The organism is Phascolarctobacterium succinatutens (genome assembly GCF_023497905.1).
GTDB lineage: Bacteria > Bacillota > Negativicutes > Acidaminococcales > Acidaminococcaceae > Phascolarctobacterium_A > Phascolarctobacterium_A succinatutens.
On sequence record NZ_CP097284.1, the window covers coordinates 1582421 to 1604087 of the forward strand.

16 protein-coding genes, 4 tRNA genes and 1 other annotated feature are annotated in these 21667 nt (G+C 46.5%); all 20 genes read right to left on the minus strand.

The window, feature by feature from the left end; genetic code table 11:
- Window positions 1–2: 2 nt before the first annotated feature.
- Window positions 3–1445, minus strand: coding sequence for an Hsp70 family protein (locus tag M5E81_RS07490; protein WP_249747186.1), 1443 nt, complete (start codon window positions 1443–1445; stop codon window positions 3–5).
- Between the two features lies 1 nt (window position 1446).
- Window positions 1447–2871: a synaptonemal complex protein 1 gene (locus M5E81_RS07495; protein WP_249747187.1), complete on the minus strand. Its 1425-nt coding sequence runs from the start codon at window positions 2869–2871 to the stop codon at window positions 1447–1449.
- Between the two features lie 63 nt (window positions 2872–2934).
- A complete protein-coding gene (locus M5E81_RS07500; RefSeq protein ID WP_249747188.1) occupies window positions 2935–3897 on the minus strand; it encodes a ComEC/Rec2 family competence protein in 963 nt (320 codons plus the stop codon).
- A 146-nt stretch (window positions 3898–4043) separates the two neighbouring features.
- On the minus strand, window positions 4044–4808 hold the full coding sequence (locus M5E81_RS07505; protein ID WP_009144900.1) for a cyclase family protein: 765 nt from the start codon (window positions 4806–4808) through the stop codon (window positions 4044–4046).
- 168 nt (window positions 4809–4976) lie between these two features.
- Window positions 4977–7430 carry a phenylalanine--tRNA ligase subunit beta gene (gene pheT / locus M5E81_RS07510; protein WP_249747189.1) on the minus strand — a complete coding sequence of 818 codons (2454 nt, stop codon included), beginning with the start codon at window positions 7428–7430 and terminating at the stop codon, window positions 4977–4979.
- A 12-nt stretch (window positions 7431–7442) separates the two neighbouring features.
- Window positions 7443–8474, minus strand: coding sequence for a phenylalanine--tRNA ligase subunit alpha (gene pheS / locus M5E81_RS07515; RefSeq protein WP_040564813.1), 1032 nt, complete (start codon window positions 8472–8474; stop codon window positions 7443–7445).
- A 125-nt stretch (window positions 8475–8599) separates the two neighbouring features.
- Window positions 8600–8813, minus strand: a binding site (T-box leader).
- Window positions 8814–9026: 213 nt separating this feature from the next.
- A complete protein-coding gene (locus M5E81_RS07520) occupies window positions 9027–10073 on the minus strand; it encodes a Fic family protein (protein WP_009144904.1) in 1047 nt (348 codons plus the stop codon).
- A 123-nt stretch (window positions 10074–10196) separates the two neighbouring features.
- Window positions 10197–11156 (minus strand): ABC transporter ATP-binding protein, encoded by a 960-nt coding sequence (locus M5E81_RS07525; protein WP_009145788.1) that lies wholly within the window; start codon window positions 11154–11156, stop codon window positions 10197–10199.
- Window positions 11153–12151 carry an ABC transporter ATP-binding protein gene (locus M5E81_RS07530; protein WP_009145789.1) on the minus strand — a complete coding sequence of 333 codons (999 nt, stop codon included), beginning with the start codon at window positions 12149–12151 and terminating at the stop codon, window positions 11153–11155. The genes M5E81_RS07525 and M5E81_RS07530 overlap by 4 nt, the downstream gene beginning before the upstream one ends.
- Window positions 12152–12163: 12 nt before the next feature.
- A complete protein-coding gene (locus tag M5E81_RS07535; RefSeq protein ID WP_021720555.1) occupies window positions 12164–13036 on the minus strand; it encodes an ABC transporter permease in 873 nt (290 codons plus the stop codon).
- Between the two features lie 5 nt (window positions 13037–13041).
- On the minus strand, window positions 13042–13977 hold the full coding sequence (locus M5E81_RS07540) for an ABC transporter permease (protein ID WP_009145791.1): 936 nt from the start codon (window positions 13975–13977) through the stop codon (window positions 13042–13044).
- A gap of 104 nt (window positions 13978–14081) precedes the next feature.
- Complete coding sequence (locus tag M5E81_RS07545; RefSeq protein ID WP_009145792.1) at window positions 14082–15644, minus strand: ABC transporter substrate-binding protein; 1563 nt, start codon at window positions 15642–15644, stop codon at window positions 14082–14084.
- A gap of 209 nt (window positions 15645–15853) precedes the next feature.
- The gene (locus M5E81_RS07550; RefSeq protein WP_249747190.1) at window positions 15854–16384 is read right to left on the minus strand and encodes a flavodoxin family protein; all 531 of its coding nucleotides are present in this window, start codon (window positions 16382–16384) and stop codon (window positions 15854–15856) included.
- A gap of 15 nt (window positions 16385–16399) precedes the next feature.
- Window positions 16400–17812, minus strand: coding sequence for a radical SAM protein (locus M5E81_RS07555; protein WP_249747191.1), 1413 nt, complete (start codon window positions 17810–17812; stop codon window positions 16400–16402).
- A 4-nt stretch (window positions 17813–17816) separates the two neighbouring features.
- Window positions 17817–18779, minus strand: a complete 963-nt coding sequence (locus M5E81_RS07560; RefSeq protein ID WP_249747192.1) for an ABC transporter substrate-binding protein — start codon at window positions 18777–18779, stop codon at window positions 17817–17819.
- Between the two features lie 73 nt (window positions 18780–18852).
- The gene (locus M5E81_RS07565; RefSeq protein ID WP_249747193.1) at window positions 18853–20964 is read right to left on the minus strand and encodes a TonB-dependent receptor plug domain-containing protein; all 2112 of its coding nucleotides are present in this window, start codon (window positions 20962–20964) and stop codon (window positions 18853–18855) included.
- A gap of 343 nt (window positions 20965–21307) precedes the next feature.
- Window positions 21308–21384: transfer RNA gene (locus tag M5E81_RS07570), tRNA-Met, on the minus strand.
- A 3-nt stretch (window positions 21385–21387) separates the two neighbouring features.
- A tRNA-Thr gene (locus M5E81_RS07575) sits at window positions 21388–21463 on the minus strand.
- Between the two features lie 9 nt (window positions 21464–21472).
- Window positions 21473–21548: transfer RNA gene (locus tag M5E81_RS07580), tRNA-Met, on the minus strand.
- Window positions 21549–21557: 9 nt separating this feature from the next.
- Window positions 21558–21642 (minus strand) — tRNA-Tyr (locus M5E81_RS07585).
- Window positions 21643–21667: the final 25 nt, after the last annotated feature.

Here is a 21667-nt window from a genome sequence, read left to right on the forward strand (position 1 = left end):
CGTCAAATCTTATAATAATATTTTAAATTGCTATATTTCCACCAGTTTTCATATTTGATTGCTTTTTTAAATGTACTATATGCTGACACACGGAATATCAAATCATTATCTATCATAGCATTAAGAACAATCTGCTCAAGCAAAAAGCCACAAGCTTCAACTCTGAACAAATTATATCTTTCAGACATTTTATCTATATCCGCACTGCCACTAAAAATAAATCTTGCTTCTGCTGATTGATCAGTAACTGCAAAACGAACCTCATTTTTCCATTGAGCAATTGGCGTATCTTTAGGTAATATTTCAAAATAATTGCCATCAGCTAGAATAACACCTACTGACTGATTTGTATAATACCGTCCGCCTTTATCTGCAAGTATAGCAGCACCTTCCGCAACACACCATTCCGGCTCATCAGGGAAAAAGATTTTTTCTGCAAGCTCTTTACCATATTCTTTGACAAGAATCTCTTGCAAAGGTCTTAAATTACAGCTGCCGCCTACAAGCAAAATTTTATCAATATTAGTGAAGTTCAGCTTACTTTCTTCAATAGTTTCTTTAAGGCAGTTTAGTGCCTCTTTTATCTCCGGTTCAATCAACGCACTGAAAGTACCATATTTTATAAATTCCGAAACAGTTATATCATCAGAAATGTACCTTGGCACACGACATTGTGCCTCATTTTTACTTAAGAAAAGACATTTGGTTCTTTCAGCTCTGTCCAAAATGTGTATCCTGTCTATTTCCGGTATATCTTCAAATCTGATATCGGGAACAACATTCTTATGAATCATCTTAGCCAGCTTTTCATCTATATTGTCACCAGCAAGAGCAAGACTTTTGCTGGCAAGCTCTGCTACTTTACCATGGTCATTTCTCAAGACACAGACATCCAGGGTTCCTCCGCCCCAATCAAAGACAGCTACAGTTTCAGCGTTTTTCAGTTCCTTATAATTAGCAAAAAAAGCTGCTGTAGGCTCGCTGATAAAGGTTTTAATTTCTATTCCTGCTTTTCTGGCTGCTTGTCTGATTTTTTCACGCTTTTCAGGTGAAAATCCTACAGGAATAGCAACAATTGCACTGTCAATATCATAATTATATTGACTCATTGCCTCTCTTTTCAAAGCTAAAAATACTTCAGAAGCTATATCTTCCACGTATTTCTTCACGCCGCAAACTTCAATATACCAATTCTTATTATCCATTTTCATTTTTACTGAATGTATATAGCTGGCCTGCTCTCCCCACTCTATTCTTTTTGTCTTAGCAGCAGAACCTACAACTACTTCTCCAGTGCTTCTGTTGATGGCAACAGAAGACGTTAATGGTGCTCCGTCCAGATCACCGCAGCGTACTAATTTACCATTGTCATGTATGTAGAACGCTACACCACTTTTTGTTGTTCCGAAATCAATGCCAAATGAAATTTTTAAATTATTACTCATATTAGCCACCTATTTTAACATCATATTTTTTCAATATATCAAAAATCTCCTGAACAGTCTCCTGCAGTTGTGAAGCCTTGCTTTCACCATTCTTCATCTGTAATATCATTTCATAATCTTCATGGGAAAGCTTTAAGCTGTTACCTAATTTTACAATAAACTCACGATGTTTTTTATTTGCTTCAATTTCCTGTATATTATACAGTTCATTAAGCTTGCTATACTCTGTTTCCAGCTTATTATATTTTTCTGTTAACTCCACATTAGCTAATTTCTGCTGTGCCAGTTCAGCTTTCAAAACACTGAGATTACTATTCAGGGTATTGCAGATTTCTTCTTTACTGCTTAAAGCATTCTCCTGCTTCTGAATTTTTGACTTAAGTGCTTCTATCTCATTTTGATAACTGCTACATTCTGCTAAAACCTTAGTATTTTGTCCCTGTAATTCGCTCAAGGAATTATCTAAATTCTTTAAAAGTGAGTAAATTTCCTCAATTGATTTATTTTGAAGAAATGGTTTATCCTCATTGTTTTGTACAGTAACAGTTTTATCTGCAGGCTCATCTGGTTGCTTTTGCGCAACAGGTTCAGTAATACCCGTTGACGCCTCTTTATTTTCTTCAACCGGTATCCCAAGCCATCTCATGATTTTCTCAGCCTTAATATTATCGTTTTTATTCTGTGATTCCCTATAATAAGCTATTACAGGTTCCATTACCTCTTTAAATATTGTAATATCATTTGCATCCAATGATTCAGTATCGAGTGGAGATAATTCATTAGCACCAGTTAAAACTAAATCAAAGCAATTTGACTTAAAAACAGCAGCATTACCTTTGTTAAGCCTATTCTTATCTTCGCGACTAAATGCCATGACATTTATTGCTTTGATAATTTCAGGCATAAGAAGTTTTGCTACAGGTTTATTATAATCACAATACTTGCCCATAAATGCGACAAGAATCTTAAAACCTATTTGGGCATTTAGGGCATCAGCCTTGATATATTTAATTAAAGCCTGCATTTCATATTTGGCAGATTGCGATGAAGCAAAATATTTTTCAACAGCATCAACACTATTAAACATGTACCCATCAATAATAAACTTTACAGTTTCTGAACTAAACCCCTTTTCTTTTATCAGGGAATAAATATTTTCTTGAAATACACCTTGCATTTCTTTGTTAGGTTTTTTTAGTCCCTTATTCTTCTTAAAATCTATTAATATTGTCAGTTTTTCTTTACTCGTTTTATTAGATTTTTCACTTTCATGACTCGGAGTAAATTTATTGTTAGCATTATTCTTCTTATTGACGTTAGTATCATTACCTTTCGTAAATTTATTGACAGTGTGATTATTATTGTTACTACCGTTACTTGCATTATTTCTGTTGTTTTTGTTGTTTTTGTTGTTTTTAATCATCATTACAACCTCCGCTTCGTCTTTCTATTCCCTATTCTACCCCACTTATGCTCTTTAGGCAACCTTCTACCGCTCCGTCAGCACATCAAAGATCTCGCCGTCCGTTGTCACCGTCAGCGTGCCGTGATCGTGCGTCGTCAGCACCTTCGCGCCAAGATGCGTTAAGCTGCCCAACACGTTCTTGTTCGGATGTTTATAAATCGAAAAATCACCGCAGCTGATAAGCGCATATTTAGGCTTAACCTTGCTAATGAACGGCCAATAGGACGATGTCTTGCTGCCGTGATGGCCAACCTTCAGCACGTCCGCCTGCAGCGCAGTACCGTATTTTTGCTGCAGCGCATCCTCCACCGGCGCCTCCGCATCACCCGTCAGCAGCATCTTAAAGCTGCCGTAATGCAGCATCAGCACCAGGCTGGTGTTATTCATATTCTTCAGGTCCTTTTTGCTGAGGAAATCTCCCGGCGCCAGCACCTCGATATAATAATTTTTGTCAATCGTAATCTTGTCCCCGGCCTTCAGCGCCTGTCCGTTATACCTGCCGGCGCGCAAATCACTGTTCAGCGCCACGGACGCTTTGTAGCCGTTGTTCACATAACCACTGTCATAAATATTGCTGACGCCGTATTTGCCGCGCACATACATGATATTACCCATATGGTCACGATGATGGTGCGTCACGAAAACAGTCTTAATTCTATTGACTCCGGCCTTATCCAGCGCCTTAATCAGCGCCTGCTTGCCACCGCTGTCGCCAACCTTGTCCTTAACATCGTTGCCCACGTCAACCATAATGTTACGCTTGCCGTCCTGCAGCAAAATCGCATCCGCCTGCCCCACATCCAGCACGCTGATGCGCAGTCTGCCCTGCGCTGTGCCTGTGTCCTGCTTCTGCTGCATGCTCTGCGGCAGGTTATTTTTTACCGCCGCACGCACGCTTTCGGCGTTTGGCTGGTACAGGCCGCTGTACGCAGCCAGCGCCACGATGAAGGCTATGATAATCTGAAAAACAAACTTTAATTTACGCATGTGTATCTTACTTCCCTTTTCTTTTGCAAATCAGCAGCTTCGTTTGCTGATATATTTATTATATCACGCCAATAAAAAAGCGTACATACTCACACTCCGTATGTACGCTTCTTTCTTGATCTGTCAGCTTAAAGCAAGCAAATTTTTTATTTTTTCGGAGTAATTGCCAACACACGCGCCGGCAAGCCGGTCGCTCCTTCAATGCGCGGCCAAGCAGCAACAAGCAATGCTCCCGCAGGTGCCACGCGGTCCAGGTTCTGCAGCACTTCAATCTGCAGCTTGCCCTTGCCCAGCACATAGCGCTCGCACGCCAAATCTCCTGCCTTGGCAGCCTCTGCCGAAGCATCTGTATCCAGTGTTTCGTGACCGTTGGCTGCAGCGTTGCGCTCTTCATAAATATATTGCAGCGCCGGCAGAGACCAGCCGGGGAAGTTTTCGCTGCCGTCGGCAGCAATACCGCTCAGCTTATCCATATCCGGCCAGTTTTTATACCAGTCGGTGCGCAGTGCCACAAAGGCACCGTCGGGAATCGCTCCGTATTCTGCCTCATAAGCCTTGATGTCCTCCACCGTTACGGCATAATGCACATCCTCCGCTACCTTGGCGGTGATATCAATCACGCACAAGGGAAACAGCATCTGCTGCGCGCCGAACGCTTCGGATAAAGGCATATCCTTAACAAAGTGACCGGGAAAGTCAATATGTGTGCCGTATTGGCCGGGGAATTTAAAGGTCTGAATCAAACATTCCAGCATCGGGTTGCCCCAATCGAAAACTGTCTTGCTAACCTCTACCGAGCCTGCGGGAATACCGCTCCACACCGGGCTGTCATTGTTCATGGAGTGGGAAAGCTCCACCCATTCATAAGCATCTGATTGCATTTCTGCTAACATGTTCCATAATTTGTACATAAGAAAACCCCCTCAATAAAAAATATTGGTCCTCACTATTATCATAGTACATCGATAGGAATTTGTAAAGCAGATATTTTAACAACGGAATTTTTGTACCAATGCAAAAGACCCGCCACCGCTAAAAAGCGGCAGCGAGTCCTTTTATATGTAATAATTATATCTTAATTAATCTCTCAGCTTAGCCTTATATGCTTCGGCAACCTCAGCGATTACCTTCTTCATAGAAGCATCAACCTCAGCGTCGGTCAGGGTGCGGTCAGCAGCCTGATAGGTCAGGTTGAAGGCCATGGATTTGCAGCCTGCGGCAACCTGCTTGCCGGTGTAGATATCGAATACACGCACACCCTGCAGCAGCTCGCCTGCATGCGCACGGATAACCTGCTCCAGCTCGGCATTGGTTACTTCGGCCGGAACAACAACGGCAATATCGCGGCTCATGCTTGGGAACTTGGGCAGATGCTTGTATTGCGGTACAGCGGTTGCGCTTGCTACCAACGGCTCTACAGCCATTTCCAGCACGTAGGTAACCTGATCCAGCTCAAAGTTTTCCTGAACTACCGGGTGCACCTCGCCAAAGGAGCCGATAACCTCGCCATTGACAACGATATCACAGCTCTTGCCCGGATGCAGGTACGGCTGTTGGCTGCGAGTCATGGTGTAATCGCTCACCTGCATTGCTTCCAGCAGGCCTTCAACGATGCCCTTCATATCATAGAAGTCAACGCTGCCCTTATCATCGCACCAGTTGAGTGCTTTGCGGCTGCCGCTCAGTACTGCGGTCAGCAGCTGACGCTCTGCGGGATCCTCGGTCAGCGGCAGTGCCTTCGGCAGGAAGATACGGCCGATTTCAAACAGAGCAACACTGCTGTTGTGGTTGCGCAGGTTAAAGGAGGCAGTCTGCAGTGCGCTCGGAACCATAGTGGTACGCATTACGGAGAAGGCGTCGGTAATCGGGTTCAGCAGCTCGATGCAGTTACGGCGTGCATCATCTGCCGGCAGCAGCATTTTATCGTAAGCGTTAGCCTTGATGAAGCTGTAGGTCATCATTTCGCTCAGGCCTGCGCCTACCATGTAATCCTGTACATCATCCTTAACATCGTCCAGCACGGACTGGCTGCCTTGGGTGATGGTCAGCTCCGGCTGATGGCTTTCGATGAAATCATAGCCATGCATACGCGCAATTTCTTCGCTGATATCGGCATCGCAGTCGATATCACGGCGCCAGGTAGGAGCGGTAATCAGCAGCTCGCAGTCCTTTGCTTCTACACCGAAGCCCAATTTAGTAAGGATAGCAACCATTTCGTCCTCAGCGATGTTTACGCCGATGCGGCCGTTAATCTTTGCTGCGGTAGTGGTGATTACCGCCGGCTTCAGCTCCTCCGGATAAGCCTCTACGATACCGCTGAAGGTTTCGCAGGCACCCATTTGCTCCAGCAAGTGAGCAGCACGGTTCAGTGCGTCATGGTCGCGGATGGTATCTACGCCACGCTCAAAACGACCGCTGGCTTCACTGCGCAAGCCCAGCGCACGGGAGGTGCGGCGAATGGAAGGACCGTGGAAGGAAGCAGCCTCCAGAATAACGTTCTTGGTTTCGTCGGTAACCTCGGTCAAAAGACCGCCCATAACACCGCCAAGACCGGCAGCCTTTTCGGCATCACCGATGGTAATCATAGCGGAGGTCAGCTCACGCTCCTTGCCGTCGAGGGTAACAAGCTTTTCGCCCTCTTCTGCACGGCGCACAATCAGAGTGTGGCCTGCAACCTTGTCGGCATCATAAGCATGCATCGGCTGGCCCAGCTCCAGCATTACATAGTTGGTAACGTCAACTACGTTGCTGATGGGGCGCACGCCGCAGGCACGCAGACGGCGCTGCATCCATTCGGGAGAAGGCATAATTTTGATATCCTTCAGCACGCGGGTAGCAAAGCGGGAGCAAAGCTCCGGTGCGTCAATTTTTACGTTTACATAATCGCTGGCCTTGCCTGCAGCAGCTTCCTTAACGTCCATAGCGGGCATTTTCAGCGGGCAGCCGGTAATAGCGCTGATTTCGCGCGCCAGACCGATAATGCTGAAGCAGTCGGCACGGTTGCTGGTCAGGTCGATATCGATAACGGTATCATCCAGGCCTAAAACGGTTTTGATGTCTACGCCAATCGGAGTGTTTTCCGGCAGAATGAAGATGCCGTTTCTTTGCTCCGGCAGCAGCAGCTTGGATTCAATGCCCAGCTCATCGGCACTGCACAGCATACCGAAGGAATCAAGGCCGCGCATTTTAGCTTTTTTCAGCTTCAGGCCTTGCGGGTTGCGCTCGCTCGGAGGCAGTACGCTGCCAACTACGGCAACAGGCACAATGTCATATTGATGTACGTTTTGCGCGCCGGTAAGAATCTGCACCGGCTCGCCGCCTTGGCCGTAATCCAGCATGCAAACCCACAGGTGGTCGCTGTCGGGATGACGGTGAATTTCCATAACCTTACCGGTGATAACACCCTCCAGGCCCTTGCCCAGTTGGGTTACGGTGTCAACCTCCAGGCCGACACGGGTAATTTTATCGCACAGCTCCGCAACGGAGATGTTAATATCTACATATTGTTTTAACCATTCTAAAGATGCAAGCATGATTGATCCTCCTTATTTGAACTGACTGATGAAGCGTTGGTCGTTTTCGAAGAACAGGCGCAAATCGTCAATGCCGTATTTCAGCATAGCGATACGTTCAACGCCCAGACCAAAGGCAAAACCGGTCATTTTCTCGGGATCATAACCGCTCATGCGCAGTACGTTGGGATGTACAACACCGGCGCCAAGGATTTCCAGCCAGCCGCTGTCCTTGCAGACATGGCAGCCGCCGCCCTTAGCATGGCAAATCGGGCAGGATACGTCCACTTCTACAGAAGGCTCGGTGAACGGGAAGTAGGAAGGACGCAGGCGAACCTTAACATCCTCGCCGAACATTTGCTTACAGAACAGCTCCAAAGTGCCTTTCAAATCTGCCAGGCTGATGTTTTTATCTACAACAAGGCCTTCTACCTGATGGAACATCGGGGAGTGGGTTGCGTCGTAATCGCAGCGGTAAACGGTACCGGGGCAAATCATGCGAATCGGAGTGTTAGGCTCCTTGCTTTCCAAAGTACGCGCCTGCACGCCGGAGGTTTGGGTGCGCAGCAGATAATTTTCGGTAATATAGAAGGAATCCTGCATATCCAGTGCCGGATGATCAGGCGGCAGATTCAATGCGGTGAAGTTGTGGTATACATCCTCAATTTCCGGACCGTCACAAACATCAAAGCCCATACGCATGAAGATTTTCTTAATCTCACGCATGGTTAATGTTACGGGATGCAGATGACCGGTTTTCGGCTTGCGGCCCGGCAGAGTAATATCAACCTGCTCGTTAGCGAGCTTGTCAGCCAGCGCCTTTTTCTCCAGCATGGCAGTTGCTTCGTTGATTTTGCCTTCCAGCTCAGCCTTGATTTCGTTAACAATCTGGCCGATTTTCGGACGCTCTTCGGCAGGCAGCTTGCCCATGCCGCGCAGGATTTCGGTCATCGGGCCTTTTTTGCCCAGATATTTGACGCGCAGGTCCTTGAGCGCATCAAGAGAAGTTACGGCAGCAAGCTCTTCTAAAGCCTGTGCTTTTAATGCTTCCAATTTTTCTTTCATTGATTTCATCCTTTCTTCCTTTGACAGCTTAGAAAGTACCGGATATGCGGAATAACCGCAGCAGATGATGCTTTATCAACTGTCTTTAAAAATAAGAAAACGCCCCTGCAAAACTGATAAAAGTTTACAGGGGCGAAAAACTTTCGCGGTACCACCCAAATTTGTTCCTTCATTTGCAAGCTTTAACGCAGCCTTACGCCCACCCTACGCAGCCATGCGGCCTTCAGGCAGGACACTCCCAAGGGAACTTCGGCATAATTTTGTGTGCGAAGCTTACAGCCGGCGACTTCGCTCTCTTAAACACAGCCTTAAGCCTACTTGCTTGTTCATCGTGTTATCAGGGGTCGATTCAATTTGATGTTTATTATAGCACTTTTTGAGCAAAAGATAAAGAGGGGAAAAATGATTTATTATTTTCTCCTTTCATCCAGCCTATTTGCTTTTCGTCCAAAATTGGTATATAATTGGACGAAAGTAACAAATATTGGACAAAACCGCCCCTTGAAATCAGCTTTTCATATGGCGGTTAATTTTACTCTATTTTTAATACCCTCATTTAACTCTAAAATAGCAAGTGCTTTTCCCCTTGCCTTCTTTTTGCAATTCACCGGAAAGCACCAGCTTACGCAGAGCAGCTTCAATAGAGCTGTCGCTAAGCGTAGAACAAAGTTCACGAATATCCTGCTTATTAAAGCGTCCAATTTTATTTTCACTTGCTCTACGTACCATTTCCAGCGCAGAAAGCTTAGGCTCAATGATAGTCATACGTTCTTCAAAGTCTTTATAAGCAGCAAGAATGGTCCCCAAAATATATTTTACAAATGGTATAGCATCTTCCTTACCCTCATGCCAGCCTATTTGCGAATCAGCCAACGCTTCATAATATAAATCCTTATTCTGCGCAACTTTAGCTTCCAAAGAAATATATTTTCCAACATAAAAACCACTTCTATACAAAAGTAAGGTTGTCAGCAAGCGGCTCATTCTTCCATTGCCATCATTAAAGGGATGAATGCATAAAAAATCATGAATAAAAATAGGTATAGCGATAAGCGGTTCTAGCTCCGAATTGCCTATAACCATATTATATTCTTCACAGATACGCTCAAGCGCTTCCGGTGTTTCGTAAGGAGCAAGCGGTGTAAATAAAATCTTAGTACTACCATCCGGGTAAGTAGCACTGATATAATTTTGCACGCTTTTTGTTCTTCCTGCAAGCGGGTTATTCATATGTCCATACAAAATTTTATGAAGCTGTAAAATATAGTTTTTGGAGATGGGGATAACATCGAAATTCTCATGTATTATATTTAATACATCACGATAGCCGGCAATTTCCTGCTCATCACGATTTCTCGGTGTTGTTTTCTCGTTTACAAGCTCACGTATTCTAGTGCTAGTCGTAACAATGCCCTCAATCGCATTAGACGCTTCCGTACTTTGAATTTTTGCTATTTCTACCAGCTTATTTAGCTCTTCCGGCCGTTGCTTTACAAAAAGCTCCTGTTTACCTGCCTCTTTATAAATTGCAGCTATCAAGCTCAAAATTTCTGAATCCCATTTTTGTTCTCTAATTATTGAGTAGTTAAAGCTTCTCATTCCCTTACTCCTCCTTCCATTTCCTTAAATTATACCATAAAATAAGGGAATCACCAATAGGATAAGGGAAAATCGCCCCCTGAAATCAGCTTTTCAGAGGGCGATTAATTTTTTCAATATAAATTATTTTACGCAGGAGCAGGCCACAAAATGCTGCGGCTCAACCTCGCGCAGTACAGGATTGCCTTTATCACAAACGCCGGCAACAGGGCAGTCGCAGCGCTTCATGAAACGGCAGGCATCCGGCAGGTTGATAGGAGCGGTAATTTCGCCCTTGATAACCTGACGCTTAGGCTTATCCTTGCCCACGATAGGCAGAGGAATTGCCGAAAGCAGTGCCTTAGTATAAGGATGCAGCGGATTTTTGAACAGCAGATTAGCGGGTGCTTTTTCTACCATGGTGCCCATATACATAACCGCAATATCATCCGAGAAATATTTTACAACGGACAAGTCATGGGTGATGAAGATATAGGTAAGTCCCAAATCCTTTTGCAGCTGCTTGAGCAGGTTCAGAATCTGCGCCTGAATGGAAACGTCCAGCGCGGAAACAGGCTCGTCGCAAACAATGATTTTAGGATTCATAGCCAAAGCACGGGCAATGCCGATACGCTGACGGCGGCCGCCGTCCAGCTCATGCGGATATACATTGGCATAGCGCTCTGCCAGACCAACGGTACGCATCAGCTCCAGAGTGCGTTCTTCAATCGCTTCCCTGCCTTTAATCAGCTTATGCTCGATAATAGGCTCGCTGATAAGCTGCATAACGGTTTCACGCGGATCCAGAGAGGAAAACGGATCCTGGAATACCATCTGCATCTTCTGGCGCAGCGGGCGCATTTCCTTACGGCTCAGCTTGGTGATATCGTTGCCCTGAAAGATGATTTTGCCGCTGGTGGGCTCAATCAGCTTCAGAATGCAGCGTCCGGTGGTGGATTTACCGCAGCCGGATTCACCTACGATACCCAGAGTTTTGCCTTCCTCCAGAGTAAAGCTTACACCATCGACAGCGTGCAGCTGACCTGCAGCGGTATTAAAATATTTGGACAGATTGTCAATAACTAACAGCGGAGCATTACTCATTTTTGGTTCCTCCTTAAAGCAAATCCGGGTCTGGAATAAGCGTGGCAGGCTACAAAATGAGTTTTGCTGCCATCTACGGAATGCAGCTCAGGCACAGAGGCAGAGCATGCTTCGGTAGCATAGGGACAACGCGGAGCAAAGGTGCATCCGGGCGGCAAATCCGCCGGGTCGGGCATCAGGCCTTTGATAGGCTCCAGCATTTCGCCCTGCTCCTTCAGGTTAGGCAAGCTGTTGAACAGGCCCTCGGTGTAGGGATGGCGCATGTTGTTGAATACATCGTCAACAGTGCCCTTCTCCACAATACGGCCGGCATACATAACTGCCATATCGTCGCAAACCTCGGCAACGATACCCAGGCTGTGCGTAATCATCAGCATGGACATATCGCGGTTGTTGATGAGGTCCTTCATCAGCTCCAGCACCTGCGCCTGAATGGTTACATCCAGTGCGGTGGTCGGTTCATCGGCAATCAGCAGCTTGGGACTGCAGGCCAGCGCTATAGCAATAACTACACGCTGCTTCATACCGCCGGAGAACTGATGCGGATAGTCGTTGGCTCTTGCCTCGGCAATACCAACAAGCTTCAGCATATCCTTAGCCTTTTCCAGAGATTGCTCCGGAGTAAGGTTCTGGTGCAGCTCCAGACTTTCGGCAATCTGCTCGCCTACGGTCATAACAGGGTTCAGCGCAGTCATCGGGTCCTGGAAAATCATTGCCACGTCGTTACCGCGCATTTCCTCCAGCTCACGCTCGCTCATTTCGAGTACGTTTTTGCCTTCGAGCTTAATCGTACCGCTTTTAATAACTCCCGGAGGATCCGGAACAAGGTTCATGATAGACAGTGCGGTAGTAGTTTTGCCCGCACCGGTTTCGCCTACCAGGCCCAGAGTACGTTTTTTGCCGATAGCGATGTCAATGCCGTTGACAGCATGTACATCGCTGTCTTCTGTTTCGTAATGGACCACAAGGTCCTTAATATCTAATAATAAATCCATAATGCAGCCCCCTTATTTCTTCAGCTTAGGATCCAGCGCATCGCGCAGGCCATCGCCCAACAGGTTCAAGGCTAATACGGTAAACATAATAGCTAAACCGGGAATAACACAAATGTAGCTGGCATCACGAATATGACCTCTGCCGCCGGAAAGCAGCGCACCCCATTCGGGAGCAGGCGCCGGTACGCCGATACCCAAAAAGCTCAGGGAGGAAGCGGAAATAATAGTAGTACCGATCAGCAGAGTAGTCTGTACGATAATCGGAGACAGGCAGTTCGGCAGGATATGTCTGAGAATAATCTTCCAGGTGGGCAGGCCCATCGCATAAGAGGATTCAACATATTCCAAATCGCGCACTGTCATAACGGAAGCACGCACGATACGCGCATAGTTGGTTGCGCAGGAAATTGCCAGAGCAATAATCAGGTTGATGGTGCTGGTGCCCAGCAGAGATACGATTACTACTGCCTTCAGAATGTTAGGAATGGAGTAGAAAATATCAATACCGCGCATGATGATATCATCGGCCTTGCCGCCGTAGAAGCCGGCAATAGAGCCTAAAATAGTACCTACAATCAGACCGAAGCCTACGGAACCGATACCGATAGCCATGGAATAGCGTGCGCCGTACATAACACGTGCAAACAGGTCACGGCCGTATTCGTCGGTGCCGAACCAGTGCTCCCCGCTGGGAGGCTGCAGCTTAATAGCCAGGTTCTGACCGATAACGTCGGTTTCATAGTTGAATACCAAGGGACTTACCAGAGCGATGACGCACAGCAGTGCCAGAAAGGCCATGCCGATTACAGCGCCCTTATTTTTCAGCAGACGATGCCAGGTTTCCTGGAACATGGTGCGTCTTTTAGTTCTTTTCTTTGCAGCCATCTTCCTCACCCCTTCTTACTGTACTGTGCCTTGATACGCGGATCAAAGAATGCGTATACCAGATCGACAACCAGGTTAATCAGGCACATCAAAATAGAACACAGAATAATAGAACCTGTTACCATCGGAATATCACGTCTGGTAATAGATTCGTATACCAGACGGCCGATACCGGGCCAGCTGAATACGGTTTCAGCCAGTACGGAGCCGGTGATAACCAAAGACATTTGCAGACCGATAGCAGTGATAATAGGAATCAGTGCGTTTTTCAGACCATGCTTGTAGATTACACGATGCTCGCTGCAGCCTTTAGCACGCGCGGTTGTCATATAATCCTGACGCATAACGTCCAGCATGGAGGAACGGGTAATACGGGTAATCAAAGCTGCCAGACCGAAGCCTACGGTTACAGCAGGCAGAACCAGGCTCTTCCAGCCGAAGTTGCCGCCGGTCGGGAATAATCTCAGATGCAGAGCAAAGATAATAATCAGCATCAGTCCCAGCCAGAAGTTAGGCATGGAGGTACCGAACAAAGCGAAAATCATGCCTGCGGTATCCTTCCAGGTGTTCTGGTGGATAGCGGTGTAGATGCCCAGAGGAATAGATACCAGAGTAGCGATAATAACAGCAGCGCCACCCAGATACAGGGTGTTCGGCAGATATTGGAAGAAGGTATGGAATACGTCCTTGTTGGTTACATAGGATTTGCCCATATCACCTACAAGCATACCTCTCATATAGTTAAAATATTGCAGCAGGAAAGGCTGGTCCAGACCAAGATCATGGCGGATCTGATCAATCATTTCCTTCGAAGCGCCGTCGCCGGCAATCATCATTGCGGGGTCGCCCTCAGTAAGACTCATTGCCCAGTAAATCAGAAAAGAGGTTACTAAAATTACCGGAATCAAACTGAGGAGTCTGTTGACAACATATTTAAGCATTCAACAAAGCTCCTTTCCGTAGAACTCAAATAAAAGGTGCTATGATAAAACAAGAGAGGACTACGCCTCCCTTGTTTTACGCCTTTGTAAATTTTTCAGCAAAATTATTTAGCGATATAAGCATGACGCCAATCGTGGTTGCCGCCGCCGTAGAAATATTGACCTTTCAGGTCTTTATTGTAGGCAACTACCAGGTTAGCAATGTACAGAGGAACCTGCGGGCATTCGTCAACCAGGTATTTTTGCAGCTCAACGCCGGCTTCCATACGTTTGTTCTGATCCTTCAGGGTTGCAACATCATCAATCAGCTTGTCAGCCTTCGGATCGGAGAAGTGATGATAGTTGGAGCCGGAACCGGTGTAGAACAGGTCGCGATATACAAAGTCAACCTTGGAGTCTTCGTTCCAACGCCACAGGAACAGGCTTTGTTTGCCGTCCTTGCAGGCAGCCTTCAGAGCAGCTTGCTCCATCGGAACCAGATCTACGGTAATACCGATTTGTGCCAGGTTAGCTTGGATAACAGTTGCAATCTGCTCATAGGGAGCGCCGGTTGCATAGGTCAGAGTGGTTTTGATAGGACCGGTTACGCCGGATTCCTTCATCAGCTGTTTAGCACGCTCCAGATTGTAGTCATAGCCGGGCATTTCATCATAGAAGCCCCACAGACCACGGTTCAGAATGGTTTTTTGCAGAGTGCCTTTGCCATTCAGAGCAGCGTCCAGAACGGATTTCTTGTCGATTGCGCAAGCTACAGCCTGACGCAGTTTTTGGTTATCCCACGGTTTCTTTTCAACATTGAATGCGAAGTAGAACAGACGGGTACCGGGTTGTTCGTAAACAGTGATATTCTTGTCATCCTTCAAGAATTTCAGATCGCTGATAGGCGGATTTACGCATACATCGATTTCGCCGGCCTGCAGAGCCATTACGCGAGCAGAAGCTTCGATCATCGGACGGAATTCGATGATATCGGATACGCCGGGAGCAAAGTTTTCGGTTGCAGGCAGGTTGTTGCCCCAATAATCCTTAACCTTGGTCAGACGGCAGTATTCGCCTTGAACCCATTTGTCATATTTGTAAGGGCCGGTGCCGATAAGCCACGGCTCTTTTACGCCGTCATCATAAGCCTTTTTGGATTGGATGGACAGAGGAACGGAGGACAGAGATTGAATGAACTCGTTGTTATAGGAGCTGATTTCGATTTCAATCTGATATTTGTCTTTAACGGTAGATTTTACATAGCCTGCCAGAGCGGATTTGATAACGTTTTTCATTGCCATATCCAAGGTGAATTTAACGTCATCTGCAGTCATCGGAGTCTTTTTACCGTCGTTGAAGTATACATCCTTACGCAGGTTCATGATGATATGGGTATCATCTACGAACTTCCAGTCGGTAGCCAGACCGGGGCCGAAACGCTCCTTGCCTTGAGAGCCGTTATTGAAGAATACCAGAGTCTGGTGAGTGTTCTTCAGAATAACGTTGTTGGCAGCGTCCTGTTGTTTTTGCAGGTTAAGGTTGTTGATATCGGCATCGGTACCGATAACCAGCTTCTCCTTGTGTGGAGTACTGCCGTTGTCAGCTTTTTTGTCATCGCCGCCACAGCCTGCAACAGCCATAGCAAGAATCATCAAAGCTGCCATGATGAGCACTAATAATTTTTTCATAATGCACCTTCCTTTCAAAATTGCATTTAATGACTACATCCATTGTACACTATGAGCGAACTTTACGCAAGACACAATTTTGTCAATAGTTCTACACTTTTAGTTCATCGTTTAAATTTATCTGCCCTAAAATGCTTTTACAATAATAAATGCGCAGCCAAACTGCGACTGCGCATTATAAAACACTGTTCTTATATAAAGGACTGCTCTTACATCATCTTCAAAAACTTGTCATACATAGCCAAAAAGCCCTGCATAAAGCTCTTGGCCTTCGCCAAGTCCGCTGCATCAGGATGGCTGGCTGCAGCAGCCCAACGGGCTTCGCTCTCGGGACTGGGGCTGTGCGGGCTGCCTGCCGGCATCTTGCGCATCATGGCAATCAGCGCCGGGTCAATCGCACCGCGGATAGATAAAGTACCCAGTACCTTGCAGTCCTTGTTCATTAATACGCCTGCATTTACTAGGGAGCTTACAGCGTGGTCGCTCGCCGGGTCTGCACCCAAGGTTTGGAACAGCACTACCTTTTTGCCGTGCAAATTCTCCAAATATTTTTTCATCTTCGCATTCGGTGCGCCCTTGTCAACCCAGTATCCTGCCACAACAACAGCGAAGTCATCCGCAGCCGGAGCAGCGTCAACCTGCGCCAGCACGCAGCGTTCGCCTGCAGCTTCGGCCAAAGCCTTGGCAACCTTTTCCGTATTACCGGTTTTGCTGTCATAAACGATTAAAATGTCCTGCATAGTAGTACACTCCTTTTATTTCATATTCTTCATAATGCCCATCATCTTCTGGCCTGCCTGCTCCATCAGTCCCGGTTTGCCGTAAAGTGCGCACTCCGCAGCTGTCAGCAGCACTCTGTCCATCTGACGATAGTAATATTTTCCCTTCGCCGTAAAGTAATACTTGCCATCCACTGCGTAAAGCAGGTCCAAAAGCTCCCACTGCTCCAAAAGCGGCGCAAGCAGGCTTTCCCAATCCGCATCGCTATACTGCTTCAGCAAAGCAAAATCAAGCTTGCCCGCATCACACTGTCCGGAAAGCTTTTCCAGCAGCAGATAATTTTCGTTATGCTTGCCCATGCCCATAACGGCGTACTGCCCGGACGTAGCCTTTTTTACATAGTCGCTTCGTTCCATAGTCTTCATATAGTTATACATTCCCATGTGACCGCCGCAGGCCGCACCGCAGGTAATGATATTCGCACCGCTCTTCACTAGCGTATTGTAACCGCTGCGTTCATCCTCGCGCATTGCCCAATGGCAGCAGCTCAGCACCTTGGCCCCCTGCTCTGCAAGCAACGCATCGGCAGCAACGAACATTTCCGCCAGCATTCTGTCGTTATATTCGTATTTGATCTTGCCCTTGGCAATCGCCTGACCTAAGGGAGATTTAGGCATAATCTGCAGCTTGTACAAATCCATACCGCTCACGCCGCAGGCCAGCGCCGTTCCGATATCGTTCAGCAGCATGGCCTGCGTCTGGCCGTTCAGGCCGTAAATCAGGTCGATAATAACCTTGACGCCTTTAGCTGCCGCCTCTTCGAGCTTGCCCGTTACCTCTTCCTTGGCATTAAGCCTGCCTAAGGAGCGGCGCAAATGCGTATCAAAGGCCTGAACGCCGAAGCTGAAGCGGTTCACGCCGCCGTCAATGCAGGCAGCGAGCTTATCCGCCGATAAATCATAGATACTGCTTTCAAAGGTTACCTCACAATCATCCGCCAGCTTTGCTACACTGTGAATTTTATTCAGCAGCGCACTGATTTGCGCCGGATTGAGCACCGACGGTGTGCCACCGCCAAAGAAAACAGCTTCCGGTCTTTGCTTGGCAAAAACACCCTGCTGCTGCAGGAAATCCAGCTCTGCCAAAAGCGCCTGCACATATTCTTCCACCTGCTCCGCCTCAAAGGGATTGCGGTAAAAGCTGCAGTAGGAGCAGCGCAGATTGCAGAACGGAATATGCAGATACAGCGCCGTAGGCTGCGCAGGCTGCAAAGCAAACTCCTGCAGCATAGTCCCGGCCATCATCCCCGGCAACGGTTTGGTCTTGCGCGGAACATAGATCAGGTCCTTGAAGCTTGCTTCAACAGCAGTTGCCCCCGATTGGCCGGCAAGAGCCTTATAATCATCGCGCTCATAAAACGCCTGAATATTTTTTGCGTAATCAATCATCAGCCTACTCCTTTACTGCATCAGGATACATTTTTGCTGCCATGTAGCGCACTGCCTTAGGATATTCTAACCCCGGATTGAGCAGGAACAAATCGTCCGGCAGGAAAAATACCTGCTTATTTTTTACTGCGTCGATAGATTGCCATGCTTCATTATTCATAATCTCCAGCTTGGGATTGCCCTCAGCATCACGCGGCGCACCCATAGAGGTGATAAAAATTACCTGCGGATTTTTCTCCAGCAAATCCTCTAAGCTGTAGGGAGCCTTGTCAGGCTGAGTTCCCATCGGTCCGCTGACAGGCTTGGTTTCTCCCTGTACTACGTTGCGCAGTTTAAGCATTTTGGCACAGCAGCCGGCAATGCTCGTTTCCTTTTCCATAGTAATGCCCATGCTGGTGGTGTGCAGAATCGCTACGCTGCGCTCGCTTTTAGGCAGCTTGCTTACTGTAGCATTGATATCCTTATCGAGATTTGCCACAACCTTCTGTGCCTTGTCATCCTTACGCATTATTTTGCCAATGGTGAGCATGCTGTGCTTAACATCCTCATAGGATTTCAGATTCAGAACAACAACTGGAATATTGTTGGATTCCAATGTATGCAGATAACGCTCGTGCATGCCCTTGTAAGCAATTACCAGATCAGGCTTCAGCTCCACGATTTTTTCTACATTGATATTAAAGATAAAGCCTACCTCGGCAGCATCCTTGGCAAAAGCGGGCACCTTGCCTACCTGTGTTTTGGCACGGCCAACAACCTTGCCATCTACTGCCTCCACCAGCTCTAAAAAAGACGGTGACAGAACAACAATTCTTTCGGGCACCTTTTTCAAGGTAACAATACGCTGGTTATCATCGGTGATTTTTATTGCGGAGCCTGAACCGGAGCTGCCGGTTAGCGGTGAGCAACCGCTTATACATAAGCATACCATAAGAACTGTAAAAATGAAACTGAAAATTTTTCTCATAATACTTCCTCGTTAGGCAAACAAAGCAGGCCATCGGGCCTGCTTTATTTGTTCTTTTACTTTACCGCTATGTTTAGAATTTATATTCCATACCAACTCTGTACAAGCGACCGAGATTGCCGTCAGAATACGGGCCAAAGTTCTGGTGATTGCTGATGTTGTCAATGCCCAGATAAATCTTGGTATCCTTGTTGAGATGTCTGGAAGCCATGATATTGGCAATGGTGAAGTCCTTGGTTTCGTAAACAAAGTTGCCCATGGTGCTCTTATCGCCATTATTGAAGTAGTAGCCGATGTTAGATACAAGGTCAAAGCTCAGGTCCCAAGCATAAATATTTTCCGGCTGATAGGAAACACCGAAGGTTACCTGATGCTTAGCTCTGTCTTTCAGACGGGTTCCATTAGTTTTGTCTTTAGCATCCAGGAAGGTGTAGCCGGCATTCAAATAAATATTCTTGCCCAGTCTGTGAGAACCGTACAGCTCTACGCCCTGCAGAGTTGCTTCGGGAATATTCTTGTACGCCATAACTTGGTCGCCTTTAACGCCGGGATACAAATCTGGATCATCATCTGTCAACTTACCGGTCCAATAGGTGCTAATCAAATCCTTAACTTCACTTCTAAATACCCCCAGATGAACGGTAGATCTGTCGCCCCAATCCTTCTCAACGGATAATTCATAGCTTAAGGATTTCTCCGGTTTCAGATCAGGGTTACCAACATAGAATTGGCCTTTACCACCCGGATTTGCAGCATACATTTCCCAGAAAATGTACAAATCGTTTACAGTCGGAGTTTTATAGCCCTGACCAATTGCAGCCTTAATACGTACATCATCGGCAGCATTATAGGTTGCAGCCAGGTTGCTGGTCAGCTTGTTGCTGAACTGATCACTGTGGTCGAAACGTACGGAAGGAATAATCAGCCATTTATCATCAGGTCTGAATTCATCCTGAACGTATGCTGCCAGATAGTTGATAGCTGCCTTGTCATAAGCATCATGAGCATTACCGTCTGCCAAAGATGTATTCGGTTTCTTTAAGCGGGTGCCTTCGCTCTGATCCTTACGATATTCAAAACCGGCAGTCAGCTTGTTCTTATCGCTCAGATTGAAGGTGTCCTTGCCTTCAATAACGCTCAGAGTACGTTTAACAGTATCAATCTTCGGATCCTGCAGAGTCCACTTACCGGGCTTGCCCCTCATGGTCATACGGGTATTATTCTGGTTCTTATAGTTCTTATCGAATACTGATTTATAAGCTCGGAACATCCAGTCCTGCTTATCATCGGAGCCCTTATAAGTAATAGCATAGTCAGTACGCTTATTATCGTTATAAATCGTCTGAACCTTATCCTGCCATACCTTACCGGGCACCATAACAGTTGTGCTGGTCGTAGATTTTTGATTATCTTCCTTTATTTTACTGAAATCTACGCTTAATTCATTGCCATTATCGAACTTATAGCCTACATTCAAAGAAAGCGGCTGTTGCTTGCCATAGAAATTCATGGAATCTCCGCTGCCTTTGGGATCCAAATACGGTCTGTTTTTATTCAGGCCGGCGTTGATTTTATAGGAATAGTTGCCTTCAGCGCCTTGCAGATACAGGTTGCCTTTATAGCCTGCGCCCTTGCCGTCCTCATACCAGCCATATTCATAATTTACATCAGCAGTTGTTTTGTCCGGAGTTTTGGTAATAACGTTAATTACACCGCCCATTGCATCACTGCCATACAGTGCGCCGGCAGGTCCGCGGATAATTTCTACTCTTTCAACGTCTTCCATGCGGATACGGTCTACATCCCAGGCATTGGCAGAGTTGTAAGCAGCCTCGCCGCCTAAACGCTTGCCGTCAACCATAATCAATACGTGACGGGATTCACTGCCGCGGATGCTGACATTACTGCGTCCCTGGAAATCATTAAATACATTAACGCCCAAAGCGCCCTTTAAAGCATCATGCAAGGTTTTAGCCTGTGTCTGCTCCAGCTTTTTGCTGTCAACAATCTCTACGGTCGAAGGGGTTTCCTTAACGGTCATTGCCGTTCTGGTTGCGGTAACAACCATGGTGTCCAAAGAAAACTCTTGTAAATTCTCTTCAGCAGCGAATGCTGTCCCCCCCCAAAGTACGCTGCCGGTCAACAGGGTTGTCAGGACTAACTTGGAAAGATCTTTTTTCTGCATACTCATACCACTCCTTAAAATATATACCAATCACAGCTATGACAGATTAAAATTCGGCAAAGTCCGCCATAGGCAAAACCAGTCATTTTTACATATGTTTATTCAAATATGTGTATTTTTTTGTATTATTATCTGTTTTCGTAACTATTACTGTTTACAAGTATATCATTTAAAGACTAATGAGTCAAGAAAAGTATGAAAACTGTTGCAATTTATTTTTACGTAAAAATATTAAAACCAACAAAAAATTTTACATGATACGAAGCAGAATATTTTTTATTCCATTTACCTGTTGCAGACAACAAAAAAGACTCCCAATTTCTTGGAAGCCTTGAATTGCAGTTGGTGGCGGCGCACGGATTCGAACCGCGGACACTGCGGGTATGAACCGCATGCTCTAGCCAACTGAGCTACGCCGCCATTTGGAGCTGATGACCAGGATTGAACTGGTGACCTTATCCTTACCAAGGATACGCTCTGCCGACTGAGCTACATCAGCATATAAAGTTGGTTGCGGGGGGCGGACTTGAACCACCGACCTTCGGGTTATGAGCCCGACGAGCTACCAACTGCTCCACCCCGCGATGTTAAGTTGGTGGATGGGGTTGGATTCGAACCAACGAAGCGAAACGCGGCAGATTTACAGTCTGCTCCCTTTAACCACTCGGGAACCCATCCATAGGCAACATAGATATTATATTAT

Excerpts from the sequence above, each read along its gene's own strand:
- M5E81_RS07500 (WP_249747188.1), bottom strand. The coding sequence starts at position 3,897 with ATGCGTAAATTAAAGTTTGTTTTTCAGATTATCATAGCCTTCATCGTG.
- M5E81_RS07530 (WP_009145789.1), bottom strand. The coding sequence starts at position 12,151 with ATGGATTTATTATTAGATATTAAGGACCTTGTGGTCCATTACGAAACA.
- M5E81_RS07495 (WP_249747187.1), bottom strand. The coding sequence starts at position 2,871 with ATGATGATTAAAAACAACAAAAACAACAAAAACAACAGAAATAATGCA.
- M5E81_RS07525 (WP_009145788.1), bottom strand. The coding sequence starts at position 11,156 with ATGAGTAATGCTCCGCTGTTAGTTATTGACAATCTGTCCAAATATTTT.
- M5E81_RS07505 (WP_009144900.1), bottom strand. The coding sequence starts at position 4,808 with ATGTACAAATTATGGAACATGTTAGCAGAAATGCAATCAGATGCTTAT.
- M5E81_RS07535 (WP_021720555.1), bottom strand. The coding sequence starts at position 13,036 with ATGGCTGCAAAGAAAAGAACTAAAAGACGCACCATGTTCCAGGAAACC.
- M5E81_RS07490 (WP_249747186.1), bottom strand. The coding sequence starts at position 1,445 with ATGAGTAATAATTTAAAAATTTCATTTGGCATTGATTTCGGAACAACA.
- M5E81_RS07565 (WP_249747193.1), bottom strand. The coding sequence starts at position 20,964 with ATGCAGAAAAAAGATCTTTCCAAGTTAGTCCTGACAACCCTGTTGACC.
- M5E81_RS07555 (WP_249747191.1), bottom strand. The coding sequence starts at position 17,812 with ATGATTGATTACGCAAAAAATATTCAGGCGTTTTATGAGCGCGATGAT.
- pheS (WP_040564813.1), bottom strand. The coding sequence starts at position 8,474 with ATGAAAGAAAAATTGGAAGCATTAAAAGCACAGGCTTTAGAAGAGCTT.
- M5E81_RS07550 (WP_249747190.1), bottom strand. The coding sequence starts at position 16,384 with ATGCAGGACATTTTAATCGTTTATGACAGCAAAACCGGTAATACGGAA.
- pheT (WP_249747189.1), bottom strand. The coding sequence starts at position 7,430 with ATGCTTGCATCTTTAGAATGGTTAAAACAATATGTAGATATTAACATC.
- M5E81_RS07545 (WP_009145792.1), bottom strand. The coding sequence starts at position 15,644 with ATGAAAAAATTATTAGTGCTCATCATGGCAGCTTTGATGATTCTTGCT.
- M5E81_RS07520 (WP_009144904.1), bottom strand. The coding sequence starts at position 10,073 with ATGAGAAGCTTTAACTACTCAATAATTAGAGAACAAAAATGGGATTCA.
- M5E81_RS07560 (WP_249747192.1), bottom strand. The coding sequence starts at position 18,779 with ATGAGAAAAATTTTCAGTTTCATTTTTACAGTTCTTATGGTATGCTTA.
- M5E81_RS07540 (WP_009145791.1), bottom strand. The coding sequence starts at position 13,977 with ATGCTTAAATATGTTGTCAACAGACTCCTCAGTTTGATTCCGGTAATT.